Below are 17058 nucleotides of genomic sequence, written 5' to 3' on the forward strand. Positions count from 1 at the left end.
GAGCATGCCCGATTCCCCCCGTGGGTCCGGAAATTCCGTCGATTCATTGGTACAGCACGCCACTGACAGTCAGGTCTGCCGCATCACCCTCAACCGCCCCGAGGCCCTGAACGCCCTCACCCCCGACCAGCGCGAACGCGTCATCGAGCTGCTCGCCGGCGCCTCCACGGACCCGGAGGTGCGGGCGGTGGTGCTGACCGGCACGGGCCGTGGTTTCTGCTCGGGCGCCGACCTGCGCGGGAGCACGGCCGGTACCGAACGCGCCGCCGGTGACGTCGCCCGCACCATCCGCCTCGGCGCCCAGCGGCTGATCGCGTCCGTGCTGGACTGCGAGAAGCCCGTCATCGCCGCCGTCAACGGCACGGCGGCCGGCCTCGGCGCGCATCTGGCGCTCGCCTGCGACCTCGTTCTGGCCGCGGAGTCGGCGCGATTCATCGAGGTGTTCGTCCGTAGGGGCCTCATCCCCGACGGGGGCGGCGCCTATCTCCTGCCCCGCCTCATCGGCCCGCAGCGCGCCAAGGAGCTGATGTTCTTCGGCGACGCGCTCAGCGCGGCGGACGCGGAGCGGCTGGGACTGGTCAACCGGGTCGTACCGGACGGTGAGTTGGACAAGACGGCCCGTGCGTGGGCCGAGCGCCTCTCCGCCGGACCGACCCGCGCGCTCGCCCTCACCAAGCAGCTCGTCAACGCCTCCCTCGACACCGACCGCGCCACCGCCTTCGCGGCGGAGGCGGCGGCACAGGAGATCAACATGACGACGCGGGACGCGCGGGAGGGCGTGGCGAGTTTCGTCGAGCGCAGGAGCGCCGAGTACGAGGGGCGCTGACCCTTCCCATCTGACACTCAGTCAGTTTCAATGAGTGGCGTGATGGGACACGCAGGAATGGCGGCCGCGGCCGTCCGCTACCTCAGGACGGCCGACGCGCCGCCCCTGACAGCCCACCCGCGCCCGGAACTTCGGTGTGTCGGGGAAGACGAGCGGGCGCCGGTCCCGCAGGCCGAATTCCGCCGTGTGCTGGGGAACTTCGCCACAGGCGTGGTCGTTGTCACGGCACCGGCCATCAACGACGACCGGGACACCACCGCCCCCGCCCCCGCCCCCTCCCCCACCCCCGCCGGCTTCGCCTGCCAGTCCTTCTCCTCCCTCTCCCTCGACCCGCCCCTGGTCGCCTTCATGGTGGGCCGTACGTCGACGACATGGCCGCGCATCGCCCGCGCGGGCGTGTTCTGCGTGAACGTCCTGAGCGCCGGCCAGGGCGAGTTGTGCCGCGCCTTCGCGGTGAGCGGGGCGGACAAGTTCGCCGGGGTGACGTACGACGCCGCCCCCGTGTCGGGCTCCCCGCGCCTCGCGGGCACGCTCGCGTGGATCGACTGCACCATCCACGCGGTGCACACGGGCGGCGACCACCTCATCGTCGTAGGCCGTGTGGACGCGCTGGGGACGACGGACGATGAGGCGGACACCGCACCCCTGCTGTTCCACAACGGGCGGTTCCTGTAAGGCGCAACCTCCGAGGAAGGAAAGCCGCCACCGGAGCCGCAACCTCCAAGGAGGAAAACCGCCACCGGAGCCGCAACCTCCGAGGAGGGGAACCGCCACCGGAGCCGCCGAGCGGCCGTCCCCACCGGCGCCGTCAGGCCACCGCCCCCACCGGCACGGTCCGCCGCCGGATCACCAGCGCCATCAGCGCCGCCGCCGCGCACAGCGCCCCGGACGCGTACCAGACCATGTCGTACGTCCCGAAGACGTCCCGCGCGACTCCGCCGAGGAAGGCCACGATCGCCGCGCCCACCTGATGGGAGGCGAGGACCCAGCCGAAGACGATCGCGCTGTCCTCGCCGTACTGCTCACGGCACAGGGCGATGGTCGGTGGGACGGTGGCGACCCAGTCCAGGCCGTAGAAGACGATGAAGAAGAGCATCGGCGGGTGGACCGACGGGGCGAGCAGCATCGGCAGGAACAGCAGGGAGATGCCGCGCAGGGCGTAGTAGACCGCGAGCAGCCTGCGCGGTTCGAACCGGTCAGTGAGCCAGCCCGAGAAGATCGTGCCGACGACGTCGAACACACCGATGACCGCGAGCAGCGAGGCGGCGGCCGGGACGGGCATGCCGTGGTCGTGGGCGGCGGGCACGAAGTGCGTCTGGATGAGGCCGTTGGTGGAGGCGCCGCAGATCGCGAAGGTGCCGGCCAGCAGCCAGAAGGGGCCGGTGCGGGCCGCCGAGAAGAGGACCCGCACCGCCCTGCGCGCGGCGCCCGGCACGGGGACCGGCTTGGGCACGAACTCCTTCGCCCCGTACGGCTTCAGGCCCACGTCGGCCGGGTGGTCGCGCAGCAGCAGCCAGACGAAGGGGACGACCGCGAGGGCCGCCAGGGCCACCGTGACGGCGGCGGGGCGCCAGTGCCCCGCGTCGACCATCAGGGCCAGCACGGGCAGGAAGATCAGCTGGCCGGAGGCCGAGGCGGCGGTGAGGATGCCGGTGACCAGGCCGCGGCGCTCGGTGAACCAGCGGTTGGTGACGGTCGCGGCGAAGGCCAGCGCCATGGAGCCCGTACCCAGGCCCACCAGCAGGCCCCAGCACAGCAGCAGTTGCCAGGCGGCCGTCATCCAGTACGTCAGGCCCGAGCCGAGCGCGATCACGGTCAGGGCGACCGCGACGACCCGCCGGATGCCGAACCGGTCCATCAGGGCGGCGGCGAAGGGGGCGGTGAGGCCGTAGAGGGCGAGGTTGATGGAGACGGCGGCCCCGATCGTGCCGCGCGACCACCCGAACTCCTCGTGCAGCGGGTCGATGAGCAACCCCGGCAGGGAGCGGAAGGCGGCCGCGCCGAGGATCGTCACGAAGGCGACGGCGGCGACGAACCAGGCACGGTGGATACGGGTACGGCGTGGCCCCGGCGAGGACTCCTCGGCGGCGGCGGCTTCGGTTGTCTGCGTCACGACAACGAGCTTCGGGCCTCGTCGCCCACGGATCCATTGGCCCGAAGGACAGCATTCGTTAGGATCGGGCCATGGGCGGTGAAACAGGGCGTGGAGGGGCGCGCGAGCCAGAGCGTGAGACGGACGGCGAGCCGGAGGGTGCGATGTCCAGCGAGCCGGAGCGTGGAATGTCCCGCCCGCCGGAGCCTGGCGTGCCCAGCGCCCCCGAGCCTGCCCTGCCCAGCGCCCCCGAGCCGGAGTTCCGCGCGCACCGCGTGGTCGTCCTCGCCCTCGACGGCCTCCTCCCCTTCGAGCTCGGCATCCCGCACCGCATCTTCGGCCGCCCCAAGGACGCGCTGGGCCGGCATCTGTACGAGGTCGTCACCTGCTCGGTCCGGCCGCCGGGCCCCGTGCGGACCGACGCCGACTTCGCCGTCCAGGTCGAGCACGGCCCGGAGATCCTGGCCACCGCCGACACCGTGATCATCCCGGCGTCGTACGAACTCGGCCCGGTCTTCGAGGAAGGTGTGCTGACCGACGAACTGGCCGCCGCGCTCGCCCACATCCGGCCCGACGCCCGGGTGGCCTCGATCTGCACCGGCGTCTACGTCCTCGCCGCGGCCGGCCGGCTCGACGGGCGCCCGGCGACCACGCACTGGTCCGACGCCGACCGTTTCCAGCGGCTGTTCCCGAAGATCAAGGTCGACGCGGACGTGCTGTTCATCGACGACGGCGACGTCCTGACCTCGGCCGGCGTCGCGGCCGGGATCGACCTGTGCCTGCACATGGTGCGCCGCGACCACGGCACCGTGATCGCCAACGAGGTGGCCCGCCGCACCGTCGTACCGCCGCACCGCGACGGCGGCCAGGCACAGTACATCCAGCGCCCGGTCCCCGACCCGCAGCAGTCGTCCACGACCACGGCCCGCGCCTGGGCACTCGGGCGCCTGCACGAGCCGATCCAACTGCGCGACATGGCCGACCAGGAGGCGATGTCGGTGCGCACCTTCACCCGCCGCTTCCGCGAGGAGGTCGGCATCAGTCCCGGCCAGTGGCTCACCCAGCAACGCGTCGAGCGCGCCCGTCACCTCCTGGAGTCCACCGACCGCTCGGTCGACCAGGTGGCCGGGGACGCGGGCTTCGGCACCGCCCAGTCGATGCGCCAGCACCTACAGGCGGCGCTGGGGGTGACACCGACGGCGTATCGGCGCACCTTCCGCCGGACAACCGGCACACGCCTGTCCTGACCGAGGCCCCCACCACGACGCACCTTCCGCCGGACGGCCGGCACACACCTGCCCTGACCAAGGCCCCCCACCACGACGCACCTTCCGCCGGACGGCCGGCACACACCTGCCCTGACCAAGGCCCCCAACCACGACGCCCGCCCCCTTCCCAGGGGCGCCCTCAGAACGTCAGAACGCCCCGAGCCACCCGCCCCTCCTCCGCATCCGCCCGCGCCTTCTCGAAGTCCTCGACCGGATACGTCTGCGTCACCAACTCGTCCAGCAGCAACCGGCCCGCCCGGTACAGCTCCGCGTACAGCGCGATGTCCCGCTGTGGACGGGACGACCCGTACCGGCACCCCAGGATCGACTTGTCCAGGTACATGGACGACACGAGGAACGACGCCTCGGCCGTCGCGGCCGGCACCCCGAGCAGTACGGCCTGACCGTGGCGGTCGAGGAGGTCGACGGCGGCACGGATCAGCTCGACGCGCCCCACGCACTCGAAGGCGTGGTCGGCCCCCGTCGGCAGCAGCTCGCGCACCCCCTCCACCGACGTCAGGAAATCCGTCGCGCCGAACTGCCGCGCCACCGCCTCCTTCGCCGGATTGGCGTCGACGGCCACGATCCGCAACGCCCCCGCGATCCGGGCCCCCTGGATGACGTTGAGCCCGATCCCGCCGGCGCCGATCACCACCACACGGTCCCCGCGGTCGACGCGCGCCCGGTTGAGCACGGCGCCCACCCCCGTCAGCACCCCGCACCCGATCAACGCGGCGGACGGCAGCGGAATGTCCTTGGGGATCCGGACCGCCTGGACGGCCTTCACCACCGTCCGTTCCGCGAAGGCGGAGTTGGACGCGAACTGGAACACCTCCCGCGCACCACGCCGGAACGGGCGCCCCGGACGCCCTATGGCCTGCCGGCACATGGTCGGCCGCCCCCGGTCGCATTCGGGGCACACACCGCAGTTGGCAAGGGTGGACAGGGCCACATGGTCCCCGGGCTCCACATGGGTGACGCCCACACCCACCGCTTCCACGACCCCGGCGCCCTCATGGCCCAACACCACAGGAACCGGGAAGGGTATGGTCCCGTCCACCACAGACAGGTCGCTGTGACACAACCCGGCCGCCGAGATGGCGACGAGCACTTCACCCGGCCCCGGGTCGCGCACCTCCAGATCGTCCACGACCTCGACCCGCTTGCCGTCGTACATCACTGCGCGCATCAGACGACCCCCTTGGGCTCCCTGGGCAGACCGAGCACCCGCTCGGCGATGATCGTGCGCTGAACCTGGTCCGAGCCGCCGTAGATCGTGTCGGCGCGGGAGAACAAGAACAGATGCTGTGCGGCGTCGAGTTCGTACGGCGCCGAGGGTTCCCACTCCCGCGGGCCCACGCCCGCCGACGCACCGCGCACCCGCAGCGCGAGCTCCCCGAGCCGCTGGTGCCAGCCGCCCCACAGCAGCTTGGCCACGCTCGGTGCCCCGGCGTCGCCCGAACTGCCCAGTGTCCGCAGGGCGTTCCACCGCATCACCCGCAACTCGGCCCACTGCCGCACCAGCCGGTCCCGCAGCACGGGATCCTCCACCGCGCCGGACCGCACCGCCGCGCCCACGACCCGCGCCAGCTCCCCCGCGAACCCGATCTGCTGGGCGAGCGTGGACACGCCCCGCTCGAATCCGAGCAGACTCATCGCGACCCGCCACCCCGCGCCCTCACCGCCGACGACGTGCTCCGCGCGGGCCCCGTCGAAGAAGACCTCGTTGAAGTCGCTGGTGCCGGTCAGCTGCCGGATCGGCCGCACCTCGACGCGCCCCGGCTGGTCCATCGGGACGAGTAGGAAGCTGAGCCCGTGATGGCGCCGGGAGTCCGGCTCGGTGCGGGCCAGCACGAAGCACCAGTCCGCCTCATGGGCGAGGGAGGTCCAGATCTTCTGCCCGGTGACGCGGTACGTCCCGTCCGAGGCCCGCTCGCCCTTGGTGCGCACCCCGGCGAGGTCCGACCCCGCCCCGGGCTCGCTGTAGCCCTGGCACCACAGTTCCTCCCCGAGCGCGACCGGCGGCAGGAACCGCGCCTTCTGCTCCTGGCTGCCGTGCGCGAGCAGCGTCGGGGCCAGCAGCTTCTCCCCGATGTGTCCGGACCGCGCCGGCGCCCCCGAGCGGGCGTACTCCTCGGCCCAGACGACCTGCTGGGTGAGGGTGGCCACCCGGTTGCCGTAGCCGCCCTCTCCCCACCCGAGCCCGATCCACCCGGCTTTCCCGAGGGTCCGTTCCCACGCCTGCCGCTCCGGTCCACCCACGGCATGCTCGGCGAGCCAGGCCCGCGCTTCCGCACGAAAGTCCTCGTCCTCAGCGGTGAATCCAAAGTCCACGGCAACCTCCCAAGCGACGGTCGGATCTCCCACCTCAGCGGCGCGGGGAACGGCGCGACAGGCCACAACGGACCCTCACCCGCCGTCCCGGGGCACCCCCCGGGCTATTGGGCGTTAGGCCGCGCACCATCGCGCGCCGCCCTCTCCATCGCCTCCAGCCGAGCCAGCATCGGCATCGGATCCACTCCCACCGAGCCGGGCAGCACCTCCGCGATCCGCGCGGGCGTCCAGGAACCGTCGGCATACGCCGACCGCAGCTCCCGCGGCTGAGCCCACACCGCGATCTTCGGCCCCGCGACGGTGTACACCTGCCCCGTCACCCCGTGCTCCCGAGCCGCGTCCGACAGCAGATACACCACCAGCGCGGCCACGTCCTCCGGCTCCCCGATCTCGGCCAGCTCCGTGGGAACACCGGCCGACATCCGCGTACGGGCGACCGGCGCCACGGCGTTCGCGGTCACCCCGTACTTGTTCAGGCCCAGCGCGGCGCTGCGCACGAGCGAGATGATCCCGCCCTTCGCCGCGCTGTAGTTGGCCTGCGATACCGAGCCCTGGTGGTTGCCGCTGGTGAACCCGATCAGGGTCCCCGCCCGCTGCTTGCGCATCACGGCGGATGCGGCCCGGAAGACGGTGAACGTCCCCTTCAGATGGGTGGCGACGACCGGGTCCCACTCCTCCTCGGTCATGTTGAACAGCATCCGTTCCCGCAGGATCCCGGCGACGCACACGACGCCGTCGAGCCGCCCGTACGACGCCAGCGCCGTGTCCACGATCCGCTGTCCGCCCGCCATGGTGGAGACGTCGTCGGCCACGGCGACCGCTTCCCCGCCCGCCGCCTCGATCTCCTTGACGACGGCCTGGGCGACCTCGCTCGTCGGCGAGACCCCGTCCACGGACACCCCGTAGTCGTTGACGACGACCCGGGCGCCCTCGGCCGCGGCGGCCAGCGCCACCGCCCGTCCGATGCCACGACCCGCGCCGGTCACGGCGACGACCTTGCCTGCCAAGAAGTTCCCCACGCCCCGGCCCCTTCCCGCAGTTTCTGACGGTCCGTTAGATTCGACTCAGATTCTACGACCCATCAGATACGCGGAGACAAGCCCCCGGGGAGGACCGATGTCACTGCCGGCCGCGTTCCACGAGATCGCCAAGCGCGTGAACAACTGGGGCCGTTGGGGCGCCGACGACGAGATGGGCACCCTGAACCTGATCACCGACGACGTCGTCCGCGAGGCCGCGGCCTGCGTGCGCACGGGCCGCCGCGTCCCGCTCGCCCTGCCGCTCCGACAGGACGGTGTGCAGACCGGGATGATCCCTGGGCGGGTCAACCCGCTGCACGCCATGGTGCAGATCAACCAGGAACTGTTCGGCCCGGGAACCGTCGCGTGCAGCGACGACGCCGTGACGATGGGCCTTCAGGCCGGCACCCACTGGGACGCGCTCACCCATGTCTCGCACTCGGGCCGGCTCTACAACGGCCGCCCCGCCGACACCATCACCCCGCACGGGGGCGCCGAGTTCAGCGGCATCGACAAGGCACGGCACATCGTCTCGCGCGGGGTGCTGCTGGACGTGGCACGCGCGCGTGGCGTCGCCCGGCTCGACGGCGGACACGCGGTCACCCCACAGGACCTGGAGGCGGCCGAGGAACTCGCGGGTACGCGCGTGCGCGCCGGCGACATCGTCGTCGTACGGACCGGTCAGATCCAGGTCTATCTCGCCGGCGACAAGCACGGGTACGGCTATCCGTCGCCGGGTCTGTCGATCCGCACGCCGGAGTGGTTCCACGCGCGCGATGTGGCGGCCGTGGCGAACGACACCCTGACGTTTGAGATATTTCCGCCCGAGACAGAGGATTTGTGGCTGCCTGTGCACGCGCTCCATCTGGTGGAGATGGGGATGCTCCAGGGCCAGAACTGGAATCTCGAAGAGTTGTCCACAGCCTGTGGACAAGAGGGCCGCTATACGTTCCTGCTGTCGGCGATGCCCGAGCCGTTCGTCGGCGGCACGGGGACTCCCGTCGCACCCGTGGCCGTACTCTGACGTCCGGCTCCCCGTCGGGCGGTCACACTCCGTAGACCCGGCGAGGTCGGCTGGCGGCGCGGCTCCCCCAGCTCCCGGCCTCGCTCGACCGGGGCGGCGCCCCATCCGCCCCGAGCACGACACCGCGCGCCGCCATCCGACTCCGGCGTACCCGCCCCGGCCTCTGCCGGCCCGGGGAGGGACCGACGCCGATCACGACCCACGCTCGGCAAGGGCTCCCGTCACCGAAGTCCTCGTCGTCCCCTCACGGCGAATCGCTGACCACAAGCGTGATCAGACGGGCACGCCCCGTCAACACCCACTCGGGGATTTGTTACTTACGCCCGATTTAAAAGAACCGCGCACAGGAGCACGCCCGGGCGCACCGACGCTCACCCGAGCTGAGGAGACAGCGCTTTCTGCAACCCTGCGCCGAACCCCGGCGCACCAGCAGCGCCGTGCGCCCGTCACACGGCCTCGTACGCGAGCCCTTCATAGGCCGACGACCCACTGCCGTAGGCGGCAGCGGCACCCTGCGACTGTGCGCTCCGGTCCAGTTCGCACCAGATCCGCTTGCCGCCGCCCTCGGAGCACCAGCCCCAGCGGTCCGCGAGTCCGTCGACGAGGGCGAGTCCGCGCCCTCCCGTCGCGTCACCGTCGGCGCACCGGGGCACGGGCGCGCGGCCACTGCGGTCGGCCACCTCGAGACGGACGGTGGCGGATTCCTGGGCCGCTCCGGGCAGGGAGAGCCTCAGCACGGCCGGACAGCCGGTGTGGACCACGGCGTTGGTGACGAGTTCGGAGACGAGCAGGATCAGCGTCTCGGCGAGCGGCTCGTCGGCACCTATCCCGGATCCGGCGAGCCGTGAGCGGGCCCACCGCCGGGCTCGCCCCACTTCAGCGGGGTCGGGCCGGATCTCCAGCTGCACTTGAAGCACCTGCACCGCTCACACCATCCGAACCGGCGGACCCATGGCCCCGCGCCTCACGGGGGCCACGATCCTAGCCATTCTCTTCATGGCCAGATCAATGGCCAGAGCCAGGGTCACGCAACGTGAGTCCCTTGGCTGACAGCATGGTTGACGTACAGTCACCCCAACAAGCGCTTCGGGCATATTCCAGCGTGAAGGATTACCCGTGCGGCATACTGTGCGACGCTTGTCGTGGGGAGTCGAACAGGCGGGGACGGACCGCCCTCGCGCCTTGCGAGCACCGGCGGGCACCGCCGGATCCGGCGCCGCCTCAGAGGCAACTCCGGCATGGCTCGTGCTCGGAACCACTCGCATCTCACACAAGGTACCGGAGCGAACGGCCGACTCCAGGCCGTGACGAGTCACACGTAGGACACAACCCGATATCAACGCTCCGTAATTCCGGTATGCCACAATCCGCGACATCCGTACGGACGTCCGCCGCGAGAGCGCAGACCAGGGTGCTTTAGGTCGGGTGTGCGAGAAGTTCGGCGGCCAGACTCTCCTCACTTTCCGTGACCTCTCCGGCACGATGTGTCCGCACCCATGTGCGCTTCAGATGCAGATGGAGCTCGAACTCCCAGGTGAATCCCATGCCGCCGTGCACCTGGAGACAGTCGCGCGCACCGCGCACGGCCGCCTCGTCGGCGAGCAGCCGCGCCGTGTGGATGTCGGCGGGGTCGGCCGTGACGGCCGCCGCGTAGACGGCGGCGCGGGCCGTCTCCGTGCGCACCAGCATCTCCGCGCAGAGGTGCTTCACCGCCTGGAAGGCTCCGATCGGACGCCCGAACTGCTCGCGCGTCCGGGCGTGTTGCGCGGCCATTTCGCACACGCGCCCGGCGCTGCCCAGTTGTTCGGCCGCGGTGAGCAGCACGGTGAGGGGGTCGACTTCGCGGCCGGAGGCGACCCGGTGCAGGGGTGTCAGCGGGTCGACCGATCTCAGCGGTTCGGCCGCCGCCGCGTCGCCGAGTACGACGTCCGCCTGCGCCAGCCACTCCACCAGCCCGTTCCCGGCGGTCGTGACGACCGCTTCCCCCGTGGCCGCTCCGGGCACCGCCCCCGCCGCGAGATGGGTGGCCACCAGCGGTCCGGGCAGCAGCGCCCGTCCCGCCTCCTCGAAGGCCAATACCGCCTCCGGCAGGCCGAGTCCGACCCCTCCGTGAGTTTCGGGCAGCCGCAGTGCGAAGAACCCGGCGGTGCCCAGCTCCCGCCACAGCGCCCGGTCCAGGCGGCCGGGCCGGTCGACGGCCGCCCGCAGCGCCTCCGCCCCGAAGCGCCGCGCCAGCAGCTCGCGCACGCCGTCCCGCAATGCCCGCTGGTCCTCGGTCAGTTGGAACCGCATCCGTCATCGCCCCTTCGGCAGCCCGAGGATCCGCTCCCCGACGATGTTGCGCTGGATCTGCGAGGTGCCGGCGGCGATGGTGTACGACAGCGACGACAGCCGGTCGAGCGTCCACGGGCGGTCCAGATCCAGCGAGGCCGGCCCGAGCACGTCGGCCGCGGTGTCGTAGAGCTCCTGACGGGCGTGCGAGTACCTCAGTTTGAAAACCGAACCCCCGACACCGGGCACGCCCCCGACGGCCTCCGCCTCGCTCACGTTCCACTGCGTCAGCCGCCACAGCGCCCGGAACTCGGCGTTCAGCCGGCCCAGCCTGCGGCGCAGCGCCGGATCGTCCCAGCGCCCGTTCTCACGCGCCTCGGCGGCGAGTTCGCGCAGGACGCGCCGGCAGGCGACGACCTCGCCCACGAAGGCCGTGCCGCGTTCGAAGGACAGGGTCACCATCGTCACGCGCCAGCCGTCGTTCTCGTCGCCGACCCGGTTGGCGACCGGAACCCGCACGTCGTCGAGGAAGACCTCGGCGAACTCGGCGGACCCGGCCAGCGTCCTGAGCGGCCGTACCGTGATGCCCGGCGCGTCCATCGGCATGGCCAGCCAGCTGATCCCGCGGTGCTTGGGCGCGTCGAGGTCGGTGCGCACCAACAGCTCGCACCAGTCGGCGACTTCGGCGTGGGAGGTCCAGATCTTGGACCCGTTCACCACATAGTCGTCGCCGTCCCTGCGCGCGCGCGTGCGCAGGGCCGCGAGGTCGGATCCGGCGTCCGGTTCGCTGAAGCCCTGGCACCAGACCTCCTCCCCGCTCAGGATCGGCGGCAGCCAGCGCGCCCGCTGCGCGGCGGTGCCCTCGGCGGCGACGGTCGGCCCCGCGTGCAGCAGCCCGACGAAGTTCGCGCCCACATAGGGGGCGCCCGCCTTCTCGGTCTCCTCCAGGAAGATCAGCCGGAGGGTCGGGGAGGCGTCCCAGTGCACGTGCGCGTACCCGGCGTCGTACAGCATGCGCTGCCAGCCGAGGTCGTACGCCCTGCGCGCGGGCCAGTCGTCCGGGCTCGGCTTGGGCGGCAGCGTCGGAAGGATCTTCCCCAGCCACTCGCGCAGTCGCCCCCGGAACTCCTCCTCCTCGGGCGTGTACGTGAGGTCCATCCATCACCTGCCTGATGATCCGTCAGATTCAGCAGCAGGCTAGCCCCGCACCCCTGGACCGACAAGGCACCGGGTCCTACGCTCTCCGCACCGACCTGACGCACCGTCAGACAAAGGGAGTCGTCGTGAACGACACCGCACACGCCCTGAGTTCCTCACGCACCCTCTGGGAACTCCTCGCACGCCGCGCCGAACTGACCCCCGACCGCCCCGTCCTCCTCCAGGACGACCGCACGCTCACCTTCGGCGGGCTGCGCGCGCGTGCCGAGCGTGTCGCGGCCGGGCTGCACGACCTGGGCGTACGCCCCGGCACGGTCGTCGCCTGGCAGCTGCCCACCCGGATCGAGACGGCCGTGCTGTCCTTCGCGCTCGCCCGCCTCGGCGCCGTGCAGTCGCCGGTCATCCCCTTCTACCGGGACCGCGAAGTCGGCTTCGCGCTGCGGGAGTCGAAGGCGGAGTTCTTCGCGGTGCCGGGCGAGTGGCGGGGCTTCGACCACACCGGGATGGCGCGGCGCCTGGGCGCCAAGGGGATCTTCGAGGCGTACGACAGCCTGCCCGACGGCGATCCCTCGGTACTGCCCCCGCCGCCCGCCGAGGGCACCTCCGTGCGCTGGATCTACTGGACCTCGGGCACGACGTCCGACCCCAAGGGCGTCCTGCACACCGACCGTTCGCTGCTCGCGGGCGGTTCCTGTCTGGCCCACGCGCTGCGCCCCAGGTCCACCGACGTCGGCTCGATCGCCTTCCCCTACGCCCACATAGGCGGCCCCGACTACATGGTGATGGTGCTGCTGTACGGCTTCCCCACGGTGCTGTTCGAGCAGTTCGCACTGCCGGAGGCGCTGACCGGGTACCGGAGGCACGGGGTGACGATCGCGGGCGGGTCGACGGCGTTCTACTCGATGTTCCTGGCCGAGCAGCGCCGGCATCCGGGCGGCGGGAAGGTCATCCCTTCGCTGCGGCTGCTGGCGGGCGGCGGGGCACCGAAGCCGCCGGAGGTGTATCACGCGGTGGTGCGCGAGATGGGCGTCCAGTTGACGCACGGATACGGCATGACCGAGGTGCCGATGATCACGATGGGGGCGCCGGACGACACGGCGGAGAACCTGGCGACGACGGAGGGCCGGCCTCCGGAGGGGATGGAGATACGGATCGTGGACGGCGAGGTGCGGCTGCGCGGGGAGGCGGTGTGCCGGGGCTATCTGGATCCGGCACAGACGGCGGCGGCCTTCGACGAGAAGGGGTTCCTGCGCACCGGCGACCTCGGGCACCTCACCGGCAGCGGGCATCTGGTGCTGACCGGCCGGCTCAAGGACGTGATCATCCGCAAGGGCGAGAACATCTCGGCGAAGGAGATCGAGGACCTGCTGCACCGGCATCCCGCGGTCGGCGACGTCGCGGTGATCGGACTGCCGGACCCGGAGCGCGGCGAGCTGGTCTGCGCGGTCGTGGAACAGCCGGCCGGCGCCGAGCCGCCGGATCTGGCGGCGCTGACGTCGTATCTGCGCGGGGAAGGGCTGTCGACGCACAAGCTGCCGGAGCGGCTGGAGGTGGTGGACGCCCTTCCGCGCAACGAGACCCTGCGCAAGGTGCTCAAGTACAAGCTCAGGGAGCGCTTCTCGGGACCGGTGTAGAGGTCACTCGGGGACGGTGAAGTAGCGGGCGAAGGCGGTCACGACCTCGCCCTCGGCCACCTTGCCGTCGCTGTTCGTGTCGAGCGTGGCGGCGGCCGCCTCGGCGATGTCCTGCCGCACACCGAGACAGACCAGCACCCGCGCGGTGTCGGCGACGGTGGCGGCCCCGTCACCGTCGGGGTCGGCCACCGCGAGGGCGGCGTGCAGGAAGGGGCGGGCGATCTCGGCGAACCGGTCGGGGTTGTCGCGCAGCCGCTTGACGGCACCGTTCACGAACTCGTCGCGGGTGATGCGCTGGTCGCCGTCGCGGTCCGCGATCCCGGCCATGCCCTGCCAGAACGCCTCCGCGCCGATGTAGAGCGCCTGGCCCTTGTCGGAGCGGGCGGTGGTGCCGAACTCCGCGAGCAGCGCCTTGGCCGCCGCGTTGAAGTCCTCCCGGTCGATGTAGCCGTTGCCGTCCTGGTCGAAGGTGGCGAACCGGGCGGCGATCTTGCGCTCGTACTCGCTGCTGACCATGTCTTATCGGGCCGCCTTACGTCATGTGGGGTGCATCTGCCACGGAGCGTACGACGCCCGAGGGCGCGCGGGCGCCGGAAAGCGGCGGTTGTGCCAAGACCGGGGGAATTTTGGGACAACGATGTGGCAGAACGGCGTGTCCTCGTGCGCCCCGGGCGGCTCTCATGCCGAGAGCGGGTCGGCCTCGTCCCTGACCGCCGACGCCAGGTCGGGGTGGACGTCGAACAGCCTGCGCACTCCGAGTGCCCCGAGGACCCGGTTGACGTGCGACCCGTCCGCCGCGCCCTGCGCCGGGAGTATCAGCCGCAGGCTGCCCTGGCAGGAGCGGATCAGCCGGCGGGCGGCTATGAGGACGCCGACCCCGCTGGAGTCGCAGAACATCACGTCGGAGAGGTCGAGGACGAGGCTGTGCCGTCCCTCGGCCACCACGTCATGGATGTGCTGACGCAACCCCGGCGAGGTCACCAGATCCAGCTCGCCCGACACCTGGAGCACGGCCCAGTTGCCCCGCTCGCCGCCGGTCACTTTGAACGTCACCACCATGCCCCTCGCTCGCTGAAACGGAAGCGACTCCTACGCTTCCTTGCAGCGCGGCTGCCCAGCGGCTGTGCCCCGAAACACCCGCTAAAAAACGGTCGGCGGTCAGAAAAGGCTTGTTTCAATCGCATTCGATCCTGTTCGATCGTGTCTGATCGCGTGGTGGCCGGGTAGCCAAGCCGATACCAGGCCCCTGTCAGGAGTGCCGCGGGCCCTCTATCACGAGTGCGAGGTGCGTCACCAGCCATGGCTCAACAAGGGGCGCACATTGCGACAAAGGGGCGTGCGCGCTCGGGCGTGCCGACTACATTCGTGGAGACAGCAGACGCACGCTGGACTCCGGGACGGACCGGTGAGGGGGGCCTCATGGCGAAGAAGGACGCACCGCCCCGCTGGGACCGCAAGATGCAGCAGCGGCTCGCGCGCGGCGAGGCGGCCGCCCTCGGCGAGCTCTACGACAGGTTCGCCTCGCTCGTGCACGGCCTCGCGCACACCGTGCTGGGCGACGAGCGGGCCGCCGACCACCTCACGCGCGATGTCTTCGCGCACGTCTGGGAGCACCCGGACAGCTACGACCCCAAGCAGGGCCCGTTGCGCTCCTGGGTCGCCACACTGACCCACCGTCTCGCCGTGCAGCGGCTGCGCGCCACCGAGACAGCCGCCCTCGCGGTGGCCGACCAGAGCTCCACCGAGGAGCTGGAGCGCAAGGTGCGGCACGCCTCGGTCGCCGCCCGCGCCGACTACATCGTCCAGTCCATGCCCGTACCGCTGCGCGCCGCCCTGGAGCTGGCCTACTTCCAGCGCCGCGACTACCGCCAGACCGCCGCCGACCTCGGCGTCACCGAGGACGAGGCCCGCCGCCGTCTGCGCCTGGGCCTCCAGCTGCTGGCCACGGCCCACGACGCCGGCGCCTCCCCGGGGGCACCGCCGGGATACGGAGGTGCGGCGTGAACGGGGCCGGGCGTTTCGAGGCGTACGACGAGCACGAGGGGCAGCCACCGCAGGACGGCTCCTCGTCCGGCGAGGAACACCGACGGAACCAGGAGGAGAACGGCCCCGCGGACACCACCCGCGGCACCGACGGCATGGACAACGGCAACGGCGACGACCTGCACCCCACCACCGAGCCCGACCCGGACCAGCCGCCCCGCATACCCCTGCCGCGCGCCTCCGTCGAGGACACCGGACGCCCCCTGCCGGACCCGGTGCCGCGCCCGATGCCGCTCGTGCTGGAGCACCGCGTCCTGAAGTCCCTGCTCGGCGCCTGGGCGCTGGCCGCCTGCTCGCCGGAGGAGACGGCGGCCGTGGAGGACCACCTCGGCGACTGCGGCTCCTGCGCGGACGAGGCCCGGCGGCTGCGCGAGGCCGTCGGACTGCTGCACCCCGCCGAGAGCCTCGACCTGGACCCGTCCCTGCGCGCCCGCGTCCTCCAGGGCTGCCTGGAACGCCGCCCGCCGCGCATCCCGGTGCCCGCCTGGGCGACGCCCTACGACGCCGAGACGGCCCGCCTGGACGCCCTGCTCCAGGACTTCGGGGACGCCGAGTGGCACGCGCCCGTGCGGCTGCGGTGGTTCCGCAAGGACGAGCCGACGAGCCGCCGTACGACGGTCGCCGGGGTCATCGCGCATCTGCTGACCGTCGACGGGATGGTGGCGGTCGCGCTGGGCCTCGCGGACCCGATGGGCGAGGTGGCGGCGGACCGGGCGACGCCCGCCGGACGCACGGAGGCGTACTGGCGGGCCTCGCACTACCCGCCGACCCGCGCCGTCCGCGCGCCCTGGCGGGAGCAGACCCACGACCTGGTACGCACGGTGTCCTTCACGGGCGGCGGCACCGGCGGGCTGTCCGTCCCCTACGGCGACTTCGAACTACCGCTGCGCGACGCGATGCTGGACCGCGCCTTCGAGTGCTGGGTGCACGCCGAGGACATCGCCGACGCGGTGGACTACCCGTACGAGCCGCCGTCCGGCAGCGATCTGCACCACATGGTGGACCTGGCGGCCCGCATGCTCCCGATGGTGCTGTCGGCCCGCCGCCAGGCCGGACTCGCCGCCCCGCCGCCGGGTCCGCACCGCCATCTCGTGCCCGCCGGCGAGCCCGGCCGGAGTCTGCGGCTGGAGATCGAGGGTTCGGGCGGCGGCGAGTGGCTGATCCCGCTGGACTCACCGGCGGCGGTGGGCTCCGCGGAGCATGAGGTGGCCCATGTGGCGCTGGACGGCACGGAGTTCTGCCGGCTGGCGGCCGGGCACGTCTCGCCGGAGGAGGCCGCGGCGGGGCAGGTCGGTGACCGTACGGCGATCAGGGATGTGCTGTTCGCCGCCGCGAGCTTGAGCCGGATGTGAGGGGCGGTGCGGCTGCGTCGGCGGCTGCGGGTGGTTC

16 protein-coding genes are annotated in these 17058 nt (G+C 71.9%); 7 read left to right on the forward strand and 9 right to left on the reverse strand.

Annotated elements, in window-relative coordinates; all coding sequences use genetic code 11:
• Positions 1–4: 4 nt before the first annotated feature.
• On the forward strand, positions 5–826 hold the full coding sequence (locus tag ACIQWG_RS34175) for an enoyl-CoA hydratase/isomerase family protein (protein WP_404103502.1): 822 nt from the start codon (positions 5–7) through the stop codon (positions 824–826).
• A gap of 42 nt (positions 827–868) precedes the next feature.
• Complete coding sequence (locus ACIQWG_RS34180) at positions 869–1501, forward strand: flavin reductase family protein (RefSeq protein ID WP_404102742.1); 633 nt, start codon at positions 869–871, stop codon at positions 1499–1501.
• Between the two features lie 133 nt (positions 1502–1634).
• On the opposite strand, the gene ACIQWG_RS34185 is transcribed toward ACIQWG_RS34180, so the two are convergent.
• Positions 1635–2939, reverse strand: coding sequence for an MFS transporter (locus ACIQWG_RS34185; RefSeq protein ID WP_404102745.1), 1305 nt, complete (start codon positions 2937–2939; stop codon positions 1635–1637).
• 167 nt (positions 2940–3106) lie between these two features.
• Here ACIQWG_RS34185 and ACIQWG_RS34190 point away from each other — a divergent pair, with 167 nt between their 5' ends.
• A complete protein-coding gene (locus ACIQWG_RS34190; protein WP_404103505.1) occupies positions 3107–4165 on the forward strand; it encodes a GlxA family transcriptional regulator in 1059 nt (352 codons plus the stop codon).
• Positions 4166–4325: 160 nt separating this feature from the next.
• On the opposite strand, the gene ACIQWG_RS34195 is transcribed toward ACIQWG_RS34190, so the two are convergent.
• The 3 genes from ACIQWG_RS34195 to ACIQWG_RS34205 form a co-directional block, all read right to left on the reverse strand.
• Positions 4326–5375 carry a Zn-dependent alcohol dehydrogenase gene (locus ACIQWG_RS34195; RefSeq protein WP_404102748.1) on the reverse strand — a complete coding sequence of 350 codons (1050 nt, stop codon included), beginning with the start codon at positions 5373–5375 and terminating at the stop codon, positions 4326–4328.
• Entirely contained in the window at positions 5375–6520 is a 1146-nt protein-coding gene (locus tag ACIQWG_RS34200) for an acyl-CoA dehydrogenase family protein (protein WP_404102750.1), read from the reverse strand. The genes ACIQWG_RS34195 and ACIQWG_RS34200 overlap by 1 nt, the downstream gene beginning before the upstream one ends.
• A gap of 104 nt (positions 6521–6624) precedes the next feature.
• The gene (locus tag ACIQWG_RS34205; RefSeq protein WP_404102753.1) at positions 6625–7539 is read right to left on the reverse strand and encodes an SDR family oxidoreductase; all 915 of its coding nucleotides are present in this window, start codon (positions 7537–7539) and stop codon (positions 6625–6627) included.
• A gap of 97 nt (positions 7540–7636) precedes the next feature.
• Between ACIQWG_RS34205 and ACIQWG_RS34210 the strand changes: the two genes are divergently transcribed.
• The gene (locus ACIQWG_RS34210; protein ID WP_404102756.1) at positions 7637–8563 is read left to right on the forward strand and encodes a cyclase family protein; all 927 of its coding nucleotides are present in this window, start codon (positions 7637–7639) and stop codon (positions 8561–8563) included.
• A gap of 446 nt (positions 8564–9009) precedes the next feature.
• On the opposite strand, the gene ACIQWG_RS34215 is transcribed toward ACIQWG_RS34210, so the two are convergent.
• The 3 genes from ACIQWG_RS34215 to ACIQWG_RS34225 all read right to left on the reverse strand — a co-directional run bounded on the left by ACIQWG_RS34215 (position 9010) and on the right by ACIQWG_RS34225 (position 11992).
• On the reverse strand, positions 9010–9471 hold the full coding sequence (locus ACIQWG_RS34215; RefSeq protein ID WP_404103507.1) for an ATP-binding protein: 462 nt from the start codon (positions 9469–9471) through the stop codon (positions 9010–9012).
• A gap of 508 nt (positions 9472–9979) precedes the next feature.
• Positions 9980–10855, reverse strand: a complete 876-nt coding sequence (locus ACIQWG_RS34220; RefSeq protein ID WP_404102759.1) for an acyl-CoA dehydrogenase family protein — start codon at positions 10853–10855, stop codon at positions 9980–9982.
• Between the two features lie 3 nt (positions 10856–10858).
• Complete coding sequence (locus ACIQWG_RS34225) at positions 10859–11992, reverse strand: acyl-CoA dehydrogenase family protein (RefSeq protein ID WP_404102762.1); 1134 nt, start codon at positions 11990–11992, stop codon at positions 10859–10861.
• Positions 11993–12117: 125 nt separating this feature from the next.
• On the opposite strand from ACIQWG_RS34225, the gene ACIQWG_RS34230 reads away from it, so the two are divergent.
• Positions 12118–13626, forward strand: coding sequence for a class I adenylate-forming enzyme family protein (locus tag ACIQWG_RS34230; RefSeq protein ID WP_404102764.1), 1509 nt, complete (start codon positions 12118–12120; stop codon positions 13624–13626).
• Between the two features lie 3 nt (positions 13627–13629).
• Here ACIQWG_RS34230 and ACIQWG_RS34235 read toward each other — a convergent pair whose 3' ends face one another.
• Positions 13630–14142: an EF-hand domain-containing protein gene (locus tag ACIQWG_RS34235; protein WP_404102767.1), complete on the reverse strand. Its 513-nt coding sequence runs from the start codon at positions 14140–14142 to the stop codon at positions 13630–13632.
• A gap of 162 nt (positions 14143–14304) precedes the next feature.
• Positions 14305–14685 (reverse strand): STAS domain-containing protein, encoded by a 381-nt coding sequence (locus ACIQWG_RS34240; RefSeq protein WP_404102770.1) that lies wholly within the window; start codon positions 14683–14685, stop codon positions 14305–14307.
• A 360-nt stretch (positions 14686–15045) separates the two neighbouring features.
• Between ACIQWG_RS34240 and ACIQWG_RS34245 the strand changes: the two genes are divergently transcribed.
• Positions 15046–15630, forward strand: coding sequence for a sigma-70 family RNA polymerase sigma factor (locus ACIQWG_RS34245; protein WP_404102772.1), 585 nt, complete (start codon positions 15046–15048; stop codon positions 15628–15630).
• A complete protein-coding gene (locus ACIQWG_RS34250; RefSeq protein WP_404102775.1) occupies positions 15627–17021 on the forward strand; it encodes a maleylpyruvate isomerase N-terminal domain-containing protein in 1395 nt (464 codons plus the stop codon). Before ACIQWG_RS34245 ends, ACIQWG_RS34250 begins: the two co-directional genes overlap by 4 nt.
• Positions 17022–17058: the final 37 nt, after the last annotated feature.

Source organism: Streptomyces sp. NPDC098781 (genome assembly GCF_044759995.1).
Classification (GTDB): Bacteria; Actinomycetota; Actinomycetes; order Streptomycetales; family Streptomycetaceae; genus Streptomyces.

Coding starts and splice junctions, on each gene's coding strand:
- ACIQWG_RS34175 (WP_404103502.1), top strand. CDS start 5: ATGCCCGATTCCCCCCGTGGGTCCGGAAATTCCGTCGATTCATTGGTA.
- ACIQWG_RS34180 (WP_404102742.1), top strand. CDS start 869: ATGGGACACGCAGGAATGGCGGCCGCGGCCGTCCGCTACCTCAGGACG.
- ACIQWG_RS34190 (WP_404103505.1), top strand. CDS start 3,107: ATGTCCCGCCCGCCGGAGCCTGGCGTGCCCAGCGCCCCCGAGCCTGCC.
- ACIQWG_RS34195 (WP_404102748.1), bottom strand. CDS start 5,375: ATGCGCGCAGTGATGTACGACGGCAAGCGGGTCGAGGTCGTGGACGAT.
- ACIQWG_RS34210 (WP_404102756.1), top strand. CDS start 7,637: ATGTCACTGCCGGCCGCGTTCCACGAGATCGCCAAGCGCGTGAACAAC.
- ACIQWG_RS34220 (WP_404102759.1), bottom strand. CDS start 10,855: ATGCGGTTCCAACTGACCGAGGACCAGCGGGCATTGCGGGACGGCGTG.
- ACIQWG_RS34225 (WP_404102762.1), bottom strand. CDS start 11,992: ATGGACCTCACGTACACGCCCGAGGAGGAGGAGTTCCGGGGGCGACTG.
- ACIQWG_RS34235 (WP_404102767.1), bottom strand. CDS start 14,142: ATGGTCAGCAGCGAGTACGAGCGCAAGATCGCCGCCCGGTTCGCCACC.
- ACIQWG_RS34240 (WP_404102770.1), bottom strand. CDS start 14,685: ATGGTGGTGACGTTCAAAGTGACCGGCGGCGAGCGGGGCAACTGGGCC.
- ACIQWG_RS34245 (WP_404102772.1), top strand. CDS start 15,046: ATGGCGAAGAAGGACGCACCGCCCCGCTGGGACCGCAAGATGCAGCAG.